Raw genomic sequence first — 10,848 nt, forward strand, 5'->3', positions numbered from 1 at the left:
TTGATTTGTTGCTTGCTTCGAGGGAATTAATAGTCCGGCTGAACGCAAGATATTCGAACTACAACGTCTAGAATTTTATGTATTGGTCGAATCGATGGCGGGAGGCGGTGCTATGGTTGCTTTGGAGCAAAGAGCAATGACGCAAGTGCCTCGGAACCGGAAACGCGTCGGCAACCATGCGCCGCCGGCTGGCGCACGCGGAGGACCTGCAAGTGCTTGATCCTACAGAAAACTCTGCGGATCGATGTCGATCTGGACGTGGACCGAGCCGCGCGCCGGGGGAGCGTTGGCGATGAGCTGGCGCAGGTAGTCCTGCATGGGGGCGCGGCGGGGCGCCTGGAAGAGGAGGCGGAAGCGGTGGCGGCCGCGCAGGACCGCGAGGGGGGCTTCCGCCGGGCCGAGGACTTCGACGTCGCCGTCCTGCGGCGCGGCGATGCGCAGGGCGCGCGCATGCGTCTCGGCGTCGATGCGCGTATCGGCGGAGACGATGAGGGCGGCGAGGCGCCCGAAGGGCGGCAGGCCGGCATGGCGGCGCTGCTCGATCTCGCGGTCGTAGAAGCGCGCGACGTCGCCGCTGGCGATCGCCTGCATCACCGGGTGCTCCGGCGAATAGGTCTGGATGAGGCCGCGGCTGGGCAGGCCCGTGCGTCCGGCACGTCCCGTCACCTGGTGGAGGAGCTGGAAGGTGCGCTCGGCGGCGCGCGGGTCGCCATTGCCGAGGCCAAGGTCGGCGTCGATGGCGCCGACCAGCGTCATCTTGGGAAAGTGATGGCCCTTGGCGACGAGCTGCGTGCCGATGACGATGTCGGCGCGTCCGTCCGCGACGGCGTCCAGCTCGTGGCGCAGGCGCCGCGCCCCGCCGACGAGGTCTGAGGAGAGGAGGATCGTGCGCGCATCGGGGAAGACGGAGAGCGTTTCCTCCGCGATGCGCTCGACACCGGGACCGCAGGGCACGAGGTGGTCAAGCGCACCGCATTCCAGGCACGCCTCCGGCCGCCGGATCGAGAAGCCGCAATGGTGGCACTGCAGCGAGCCGCGCAGGCGATGATCGACGAGCCAGGTCGAGCAGTTGGCGCACTGGAAGCGGTGGCCGCAGACGCGGCAGAGGGTGAGGGGCGCGTAGCCGCGGCGATTGAGGAAGAGGAGCGCCTGCTCGCCTCGTCCGATGGTTTCGGCGATTGCCGCCTGGAGCACGGGCGAGATGAAGCGCCCGCGCGCCGGCGGGTTCTGGCGCATGTCCACCAGCGACAGGTCCGGCATCGGCGCCTCGCGGAAGCGGGCGTCGAGGCGGACATGCTCGTAGCGCCCGTGCGCGGCGTTGACGCGGCTCTCGACGGAAGGGGTGGCGGAGGCGAGGATCGCGGCGCAGCCGGCGATCTGGGCGCGCACGACCGCCATGTCGCGGGCGTGGTAGAAGGCGCGGTCCTCCTGCTTGAAGGCGGGATCGTGCTCCTCGTCGACGACCACGAGGCCGAGCTCGCTGAAGGGCAGGAACAGCGCCGAGCGCGCGCCCGCCACGACCCGTACCCGGCCCTCCATCACCTGCCGCCAGATCGCCTCGCGGCGCTTGGGGGAAATATCGGAGTGCCATTCGGCCGGCGGCGCGCCGAAGCGGGCGTGGAAGCGGTCGATGAAGCTCTGGGTGAGTGCGATCTCGGGGAGGAGGATCAGCACCTGCCGGCCCTTTTCGAGCGCCGCGGCGACGGCCTCGAAGTAAACCTCCGTCTTGCCCGAGCCGGTGACGCCTTCGAGGAGCGTCGCCGAGAAGCTCAAATCGCGCACGCGCGCCGCGAGCGCTTGCGCCGCCTCCATCTGCGCGTCCGAGAGCGAGGCGCGGGCGTGACCGTGGTCGGGCGCGGGCACGATCGGCTGCGGCGGCAGGCGCACGGCCTCGAAGACGCCCTGCGCGACGAGCCCGTCGACCACCGAGACCGACACGCCGGCGGCCCGGGCGAGGCCGTTGCGGGTCCAGTCGGGGAAGCGCGCGGCCGTCTCGATGACCTTGCTGCGCGTCGGTGTCAGCCGGGCGGGGCGGGCCTCGGTCAGGCGGATACCGTCGACGAAGGGCTCGGGGTCGAAGGCGGTCGGCGCGCGCAACGCCATGCGCGCGACGAGGCCGGGGGGCGTCAGCGTGTAGTCCGCGACCCAGTCGACGAAGCGGCGCATGGAGGAGTCGAGCGGCGGGCAGTCGAAGACGCCGGTGATGGGCCGAAGCTTCTTCGGGTTCACCGGGCCGCCGGAGCCGTCCCACACGACGCCCGCGACCTCGCGCGGGCCGACCGGCACGCGCACGATCGAGCCGGGCTCGACGTGCATGCCCTCGGGAACGGCATAGGAATAGGAGGTGTCGACGGGCAGCGGCACGAGGACGGGCACGGTCGCCGCGTCCTTCAAGCCCGCGCGCGCCTTCGGCACGGCGAGCGCGGGCGCGTCTCCGAACAGGTTGCCGATCACGCTGTCCGCCTGTTTCGGCATGCCGCCTGCCACGTCTCCGCCCTTCGCTCCCGACGCTCCGGTCTGTTGCGCCGGACCGAGCCTTTCGGGGTCAGATAAGGCCTTCTCGCGGCGGGCGGTAGGCTGTTCCATTTTTGTTCTTTATCAGGCGGGCGCCTGCCGAACAAGCGAAGGGGCGGCCCGTCGGCCGCCCCTTCCGATCGAAACCGTTGCCGGACCGCTCAGCGGCCGGTCTGGCCAGACACGTCGGGCAGCTGGAAATGGCTTTCCAGGAAGTAGAGCGACTCGTCGAGTCCGCGTCCGATCTGCGTGAACAGGTCGGCGGTCAGCGGGTCGCCGGCCTCCTCCGACTCCTCGACGGCCTTCTCGACGTGGCCGCCCATCTCCGAGAAGGAGTCCGCGAGCCGCTTCAGGTGCCCCTCGGAATGGACGAGGTCGAGCGGGTAGGGCGTGAGGAGGGTTCCCTCGTTCGAGGCCTGCACCGTGCCGTGAGCCTGTCCGCCGAGGGCGGTGAGGCGCTCGGCGATCAGGTCGACATAGCCCTCCGTCTGCTCGTGCAGCTCGTCGAAGAGCTTGTGCACGGCGATGAAGTTCATGCCCTTCACGTTCCAGTGGGCCTGCTTGCACTGGTAGCTGAGGTCGATGGCGCTCGCGAGATGCTTCTGGAGCAACTCCACCATCGCGCCGCGGATGTTCTCCGAAAGCGGGTTCTTGGAGGGGTGCAGCTGCACCTTGCCGTTCTTGGCCATGCGGGTCTCCTTGGCGTTCCGAACCGGGCTGCGGGACGCACGGGGACGATGACCATCCCTGCGGCCCGCGAAATCTGGTCGTGAAACAGCGACTCCCCGGCGCGGTTCCGAGCTTTTCGCCCGCGGGTGTGGAAAACCGTCGGCGCGGCTCAGCTCATGGCATCCTTGATGCCGAGATAGGCATCGTCGCCCCAGACCGCCTTGACCCGCTCGTTGCGGCCGCAGCCGTAGCGATAATACTGATACTTGATCGGGTTCTTCTTGTAGTAGTCCTGGTGGTAGCCCTCGGCCTCGGTGAAGGGGCCGGCGCGCTCGATCGCCGTGGCGACCGGCTGGCCGAGGCTCTTGGCGACGTCCGCCTTGGAACGCTCCGCTTCCTTCAGCTCGGCGTCGTCGTTCGCGAAGATGGCCGTGGTGTAGGCGTGGCCGCGGTCGCAGAACTGGCCGCCCGCATCCGTCGGGTCGACGGAGTGCCAGAAGACCTTCAGGAGCGTGTCGTAGCTGACCTTGGCGGGATCGTAGGTGACGCGCACCGCCTCGACGTGGCCCTCGTGGTTCTCGTAGGTCGGATTGGGCAAGGTCCCGCCGGTATAGCCGGAGGTCGTGTCGAGAACGCCGGGAAGGTGGTCGAAGTCGCTCTCCACGCACCAGAAGCAGCCGCCCGCGAAGATCGCGGTCTTCGGCTCGTCGGCGGGCGCGAGGGAGGGCGCGAGGGAAACGAGGGCGGCGAGCGCCGCGGCGCTCGCCAGTCGCTGGATGGCCTGCATCGGTCTGGGTCCTTGCCTGTCGCGGATGGAAGAGCGGCGGTCGAGCGCGAGTGGGCGCCCGGCCGCCGCCTTTCGCAAGGGAGCTTCGGCGCGGCGTGATGTCCGGCTTCGCTGGGGCGCGATCAGTTTCCCGTGAAGCCTGCCGCCTCAGCCCGTCTCGCCGTGAAGGCCGGCCGCCTCGGCCCCGGCGAGCGCGGCGATCTCGTCGTTGTCCGACGTGTCGCCGGTGACGCCGACCGCGCCGAGAACCACGCCGTCGGCGGATTTCAGGAGAACGCCGCCGGGCACGGGCACGAGCGAGCCGCCGGCCAGCGCGTTCATCGACTGGATGAAGAAGGGCTGCTGCTCGGCCCGCTTCATCAGGGCGCGCGAGCCGAGGCCCATCTGCACGGCGCCGTTGGCCTTGCCGATGGCGATGGCCGGCCGCATCGGGCTCGATCCGTCCTCGCGCTCCAGGGCGACGAGCGCGCCGCCCGCGTCGAGGACAGCGACCGTCAGCGGCTTGAAGTTGCGCGAGCGCGCCGCGAAGAGCGCGCCGGAGATGATCCGGCGGGCCGTGTCGAGGTCGAGGCGGGTGGCGGTCATGGCGGCGGTTTCTCCCTTGAACCCCTCGAGCGTTAGTTGAACCGCCGGGCGGCGTCGAGGCCGAGGCCCATGCCGACTGCGCCGAAGGCATCGGCCGGCGCGACGCGGGCGTGGGGGAAGCGGGCGGTGGCCGCCCGGCTGACCGCCGGCACCTGCGCGCCGCCGCCGGTGAGGATGACAGCGTCCACCGCGTCCGCCCCGACGCCGGCGCCGGCGAGCACGGCGTCGATCGCGCCCTCGATGCGCGACACGAGCTCGCGCGTCGCCGCCTCGAATTCCAGCCGGCTGGCCGGCGCTTCGACGGTCAGGCCCGGCTCGGCGAAGCGGATCGTCGTCGCTTCTTCGTCGGTCAGGCGGATCTTGGCGGCCTCCACCGCGCCGGCGAGGCGGTGGCCGGAGCGGTTGAGGAGGAGGTGCTCGAAGCGGTCGAGCTTCCCCGGCTCGGCCGCCTCGCGCTTCAGGCCGCGGATGTCGGCGAGGACCTTGGGCGAATAAAGGAAGTTGATCCGGTGCCAGGTCGCCATGTCGTTGAAGTACCAGACCGGCAGGCGGCGCTTGCCGTCCGAGGTCTCGCTGCCGAGGCCGAATTCGGGCTGCATGCGCGCGATGTTGAGGAGGCGGTCGAAGTCGGTTCCGCCGACATGGACGCCGGAAAAGGCGAGGATGTCCTCGCGCCGGTCGGGCGCGCGCGCCCGCTCGGGGCTGACGCGCACCAGCGCGAAGTCGGACGTGCCGCCGCCGATGTCGACGACGAGCGCCAGTTCCTCCGCGCTCACCCGCGTCTCGTGGAACAGCGCGGCGGCGACCGGCTCGTACTGGAACTCGATGTGCCGGAAACCGGCCTCGCGCGCGGCGCTCGCCAGCTGGTTCTCCGCGTCGCGATCGGCCGCGTCGCTCTCGTCGACGAAGCGCACCGGGCGGCCCATGACGACGCTGTTCGCCGGCGCGTCCGTGTCGCGCTCCAGCGTTTCGCGCAGGTGCGTCAGGAAGCGGCCGATCAGCACCTCGAAGGACACGCGCTCGCGCCCGACCAGCGTCTTTTCCTTCATCAGGCTCGTGCCGAGGATGCTCTTCAGCGCGCGCATGAAGCGCCCGTCCGCCCCGTCGACGTAGTCGGCGACGGCGGCGCGGCCGAAGCGCGTGATCCCGTCCTCCAGGTTGAAGAAGAGGGCGGACGGGATGGTCGGGGCCTCGCCCTCCAGGGCCAGAAGGCGCGGCGGCACGGGCGATGCGCCTGCCGGCACGGGCGTGCCGAGGGCGAGGGTCGAGTTGGTCGTGCCGAAGTCGAGCCCGGGGAAGCTCTTCATGGTCGCACTGTCCTTCGGAAAATGGCGCGGGTCGGTCGTCGGGCGCGCTCGTCTCGCGCCTGCGAAAGGGCGGGCTCTATAACGCGACCCTGCCGCGGGGCAAAGCCCCGGACGCAGGCGGGAGCGCGGACCGCGGGCGCGGCTCGCGGGTTAAAACTGCCGCGGCTCGTTGAGGTCGCCGGGGCGAGTCCTAGCTCCCGGTGCAATCGCCGCGCGTCGAGGAGGCCGTCGCCCCGTGTCCACCCTCTCGTCCACCGTCCGGACCTCTCCGCATTCGCAGGCCGCCCGGCAGGGCGGCGGCTGGTGGGGGATCGTCGCCGTGGCGCTCGTCTGCCTCGCCTTCGGCCTGCCGATCCTCGTCGGCGGGGTCTATCTCGCCTGGCTCGGCGGCTCGCTCTACTACGCGCCGGCCGGGTTCGGCCTCGTTCTCACGGGCATCCTGCTCCTGTGCCTCTCGCTCAACGCCGTCTGGGTCTACCTCCTGACCTATGCCGGAACGGTTGTCTGGGCGTTCTGGGAGGCGGGCTTCCACTGGTGGGCGCAGGTGCCGCGGCTCGTCGCGCCGACCGTGGTCCTTCTTCTCGTGCTTCTCGTCCTGCCGGCCCTCCTGAACCGCGATCCCCGCTACCATTGAGAGCCGGCTCCGGCATCGCGCCGGTCTTGCTCGACCCGATCAGCTCCTCCCGCAGCGGCCACCCCCGAGGAAAAGCTTCCATGACCCGCGTCGCCCGCCGCGCCCGCTTGTTCCTGTTCTCGGCGCTGTCCTCCGGGCTCGCGCTGTTGCCCGCCGCCGCGCAGCAGTCGGGGCCCGCGCCGGAGGCGGCACCGGCCGAGCGGCCAGCCGGCGCGGTGCTGCCGGCGGGCGGTGACTGGCCCTATTGGGGCGGCGACGCGGATGCGACGCGCTTCTCGAGCCTCGGCCAGATCACGCCGGAGAACGTGTCGCGGCTCGAAAAGGTCTGGGAGTACCGCACCGGCGACCTGCCGACCGGCAATGCCGAGAACAAGTACGCGGCGGAAACGACGCCCATCAAGGTCGGCGACAGCCTCTATCTCTGCTCGGCCAAGAACATCCTCATCGCCCTCGACGCGGCCACCGGCGAGGAGCGCTGGCGCCACGATCCGCAGGTCTCGAACGACGCGATCCCCTACAGCGCCAGCTGCCGGGGCGTCTCCTACTTCGCCGTGCCGGACGCGGCGCCCGACGCTCCTTGCGCGACTCGGATCATCGAGGGCACGCTCGACGCGCGGCTGATCGCGGTGGACGCGCGCACCGGCCAGCTCTGCGCCGATTTCGGCGCGAACGGCGAGGTGGACCTTTGGGCCGGCATCGGCGAGCGCGTGCCGGGCTGGTACGCCGTCACCGCGCCGCCGGCGATCGTGCGGGGCGTCGTCGTCACCGGCGCGCAGGTCAAGGACGGGCAGGCCGAGAACGCGCCCTCCGGCGTCATCCGCGGCTACGACGCGGTGACGGGCGCGCTGGTCTGGGCCTGGGACCTCGCCGAGCCCACGCGCAGGGGCGCGCCGCCGGAAGGCGAGACCTACACCCGCGGCACGCCCAACATGTGGACCACGGCGAGCTTCGACGAGGAACTCGGCCTCGTCTTCCTGCCCCTCGGCAACTCCTCCGTCGATTATTGGGGCGGCAACCGCTCGGAGGCCGAGAAGGCGTACTCGACCTCGCTCGTCGCGCTCGACGCCGCCACCGGCACCGAGCGCTGGCGCTTCCAGACCGTCCACTACGACGTCTGGGACTACGACCTCGGCAGCCAGGCGACCCTCGTCGACCTGCCGCGCGAGGGCGGCGAGAGCGTCCCGGCGATCGTTCTGCCGAGCAAGCAGGGCGACATCTTCGTTCTCGACCGGCGCACGGGCGAATCCCTCTTCCCCGTCGAGGAGGTCGAGGTGCCCGGCGGCGGCGTCGAGCCGGACCGGCTGTCGAAGACGCAGCCGGTGTCGCGCTATCACAGCCTGCTCTTTCCCCGCCTCACCGAGGCCGACATGTGGGGCATGACGCCGCTCGACCAGCTCTTCTGCCGCATCCAGTTCCGGCAGGCGAGCTATGACGGCCCCTACACCCCGCCGACCAGCGAGCGGCACTTCATCCAGTATCCCGGCTACAACGGCGGCTCGGACTGGGGCTCGGTCGCGATCGACCCGCAGCGCGGCGTCATCGTCGCCAACTACAACGACATGCCCAACCACAACCGGCTGATCCCGCGCGAGGAGGCCGACGCGATGGGCCTGAAGCCGATCAACGAGGTGCCGCCGGGCGCGCAGGGCGGCGCCAACGCGGAAGGCGCGGGCGACCCGCAGGCCGGCAGCCCCTACGCCATCGACGTCAATGCCGGCTGGCGCGTGCCCTTCACCGGGCTCCTGTGCAAGGAGCCGCCCTATGGCGGCATCCGCGCGATCGAGCTCGCCACCGGCAAGACGCTCTGGGACAAGCCGCTCGGCACCGCGCGCAAGAACGGGCCCTTCGGCATCCCGACCTATCTGCCGCTGACCATCGGCACGCCCAACAACGGCGGCTCGGTGGTGACGGCGGGCGGGCTCGTCTTCATCGCCGCGGCGACCGACGACCTCTTCCGGGCGATCGACGTCGAGACCGGCGAGGTGGTCTGGCAGGACGCGCTGCCGGCGGGCGGCCAGGCGAACCCGATCGCCTACGAGGCGGATGGGCGCGAATTCGTCCTCATCGCGCCGGGCGGCCACCACTTCATGGAAACCCCGGTCGGCGACTCCATCATCGCCTATGCCCTGCCGAAGGACGAGGCGGGCGAGGGCGAGGGCGACGGCGGCGCGCGCTAGCGGCGCGGCACCCCGCCGGCGGAGTGCCGCTCCCGTGACCGAGGCCGAACTCGACGACTTCCTCGCCGCCTGCCCCTTCCTGTTCCACATGGCCGAGGCGGGGGCATGGGAGTCGATCCGCGCGCACGGTCTCCTGTCGACCTCCGCGCTCCTCGACCTGTGCGGCGTGCCGGCGCCCGAGCGCGCGGCGATCGAGGCCGGGCGGCGGGCGGCGGGCGTGACGCTGACGGGGCCGGCGGGCGAGCGGATCGCGATCCGCGACAACGGGCCGATGAGCGATGCGAGCCTCGAGCGCTGTCTCGACGACGGCGTCGCGCCCGCCGACTGGTACCGCCTCCTCAACGCCCGCACCTTCTTCTGGACGAACCGCCCCCGCCTCGACCGCCTCCTCGCCGCCCGAACCTACCGCGCCCGCGCCCACGACGTCCTCACGCTCGACGCCCGCACGCTCGTCGAGGCCTACGCCGACCGGATCGCCCTCTCGCCGATCAATTCCGGCGCGACGAGCCGCTTCCCCGCCCGCCGCGGCCTCTCGACCTTCCGCACCATCCCCGGCTGCCCGTGGGGACAGTGGCGCGCCAAGCGCGGACGCAAGGGCGCCGTCGTGGAACTCGCCGTCCTCGGCGGCATCCCCGACATCGAACGCTTCGTCACCCGCGTCACGCGCGAGGGCGGCGGCGAGCCGGCATGCATCCTGGTCGAGCGTGACGCCGGCTTGAGCGCGGGCGCTCCCGTAATCAGGCCAACTTATTGAATTTCTGGCCGGTTTCCGTGGCTGCCCGCGACTTCACATGTGAGTCAACTTTGAGGCGACGGGGGGGGGGCGCTAAGTGGTTGTGGCTGATGCGGCGAGCGGGCGAGCCAGAAGGCCACAACCACGAAAGTGAGTCGGAATACCGACGGGCAGTATGCCAGCTTGCATTCCGATTTTATTCGCGTAATGGTTGTAAAATCCCTAGGGTTGTACGATTATGTCGTCGCCGAGCATCGAGCATGTATCGGATCAGCAGAGTGAAATTTAGGGGGAATAGCAATGGCGACCATACGTGGGACGGCCCGGACTGAAACCATTAACGGAACAACCAGCAGCGATACGATCTACACCGGCGGCGGTGATGATACGGTTTATGGGAACGGCGGGAATGACCATGTCATTGCCTACACCGGCAATGTGACCGTAGTTATGGGCGGAAGATATATATCGCAGTACACGATCGTGGAGACAGGAACCGGTAACGATACCATCCAGTTGTCTACCTCTGTCCTAAACATCGTAAATTCGGGAGAGGGCAACGATACGATCTATGGCACCAACAGCACTGAGGAGAGAATAACGACCGGTGGTGGTGATGATCTTGTCATCTTGGGAGGCGGCGGCAAGGATACCGTGTCGACAGGCTCTGGAGCCGACACAGTCAATGCGAGTGGAATCTATACATCCTTGGATATCGATACAAGCATCGGCAACGATGTCGTTATGCTCGGAAACGTTATTCAAACTGCTCTCGTCAATGTCGGTGACGGCGACGACGTTATTCTTCTGGATCAGTACCCATTCGGTTACAACAAGATTGCCGGAGGGGCGGGATTCGATATCATCGCAGCTACTCAGAACAATGCGACTCTCAATATTGCGTCGATTTCTGGCATTGAGATGATCACCTCCCAGGGTCGAGCCGCGTTCGACATCACGCTTGATGGTGGCAAATATGGCGACCCGGCTCCGTCTGCCGGCTCTGTGAATGTTTTCGATTTCAGCGCGACACAACTCGTCGGCGTTCGGAGTATCACAGGTTCGTCTCTTAACGAGGCGATTTTGATGAACGGGGCATATAATGGAGATAACCCTGCTCTCGCCTCCAACGATCGAATCGCTTCTGGGGGCGGTGATGATCTCGTTCACGCCGGCTATGGTCACGACATCATCGATGCCGGGACGGGCAACGATACGGTCTATGGTGGGGGCGGCAGCGATCTCTTCTTCACTCAAGCAGCTTCGGCTTCTGCCAGCACTTTGACGGTTATGGACTTCAACGGCCAGTTTGACGTGGCCTGCCCCCGTTAGGTGGCCCGGTTCAAATCTAATGCATGGTTGGCTTATCGGCGACGTTTGAGGTGGCCGGCGAAGCGGGTTGGGGTGGCGCAGCCGGCCACGGCACGACGGCTGGTGCCGGC

Annotated in this window: 9 protein-coding genes; 4 read left to right on the forward strand and 5 right to left on the reverse strand. The window is 69.0% G+C overall.

The window, feature by feature from the left end:
- Positions 1-222: 222 nt before the first annotated feature.
- The 5 genes from FZN60_RS12140 to FZN60_RS12160 all read right to left on the reverse strand — a co-directional run bounded on the left by FZN60_RS12140 (position 223) and on the right by FZN60_RS12160 (position 5,862).
- Complete coding sequence (locus FZN60_RS12140) at positions 223-2,475, reverse strand: primosomal protein N' (protein WP_158873738.1); 2,253 nt, start codon at positions 2,473-2,475, stop codon at positions 223-225.
- A 200-nt stretch (positions 2,476-2,675) separates the two neighbouring features.
- The gene (gene dps / locus FZN60_RS12145) at positions 2,676-3,203 is read right to left on the reverse strand and encodes a DNA starvation/stationary phase protection protein Dps (protein WP_158873739.1); all 528 of its coding nucleotides are present in this window, start codon (positions 3,201-3,203) and stop codon (positions 2,676-2,678) included.
- A gap of 149 nt (positions 3,204-3,352) precedes the next feature.
- Positions 3,353-3,970 (reverse strand): peptide-methionine (S)-S-oxide reductase MsrA, encoded by a 618-nt coding sequence (gene msrA, locus FZN60_RS12150; RefSeq protein WP_158873740.1) that lies wholly within the window; start codon positions 3,968-3,970, stop codon positions 3,353-3,355.
- 147 nt (positions 3,971-4,117) lie between these two features.
- The gene (locus tag FZN60_RS12155; RefSeq protein WP_158873741.1) at positions 4,118-4,555 is read right to left on the reverse strand and encodes a GlcG/HbpS family heme-binding protein; all 438 of its coding nucleotides are present in this window, start codon (positions 4,553-4,555) and stop codon (positions 4,118-4,120) included.
- Positions 4,556-4,587: 32 nt separating this feature from the next.
- On the reverse strand, positions 4,588-5,862 hold the full coding sequence (locus FZN60_RS12160) for an Hsp70 family protein (RefSeq protein ID WP_158873742.1): 1,275 nt from the start codon (positions 5,860-5,862) through the stop codon (positions 4,588-4,590).
- A 235-nt stretch (positions 5,863-6,097) separates the two neighbouring features.
- Here FZN60_RS12160 and FZN60_RS12165 point away from each other — a divergent pair, with 235 nt between their 5' ends.
- From FZN60_RS12165 to FZN60_RS12180, 4 genes are all read left to right on the forward strand, one after another.
- Positions 6,098-6,496 (forward strand): hypothetical protein, encoded by a 399-nt coding sequence (locus tag FZN60_RS12165; RefSeq protein ID WP_199266547.1) that lies wholly within the window; start codon positions 6,098-6,100, stop codon positions 6,494-6,496.
- A gap of 80 nt (positions 6,497-6,576) precedes the next feature.
- Positions 6,577-8,673: a membrane-bound PQQ-dependent dehydrogenase, glucose/quinate/shikimate family gene (locus FZN60_RS12170; protein ID WP_158873743.1), complete on the forward strand. Its 2,097-nt coding sequence runs from the start codon at positions 6,577-6,579 to the stop codon at positions 8,671-8,673.
- A 34-nt stretch (positions 8,674-8,707) separates the two neighbouring features.
- On the forward strand, positions 8,708-9,427 hold the full coding sequence (locus FZN60_RS12175; protein WP_158873744.1) for a DUF7002 family protein: 720 nt from the start codon (positions 8,708-8,710) through the stop codon (positions 9,425-9,427).
- A 279-nt stretch (positions 9,428-9,706) separates the two neighbouring features.
- Positions 9,707-10,738: a calcium-binding protein gene (locus FZN60_RS12180; protein WP_158873763.1), complete on the forward strand. Its 1,032-nt coding sequence runs from the start codon at positions 9,707-9,709 to the stop codon at positions 10,736-10,738.
- Positions 10,739-10,848 lie beyond the last annotated feature (110 nt).

Origin of the sequence: Antarcticirhabdus aurantiaca, assembly GCF_009765365.1 — a bacterium.
GTDB classification, from domain to species: domain Bacteria; phylum Pseudomonadota; class Alphaproteobacteria; order Rhizobiales; family Rhizobiaceae; genus Antarcticirhabdus; species Antarcticirhabdus aurantiaca.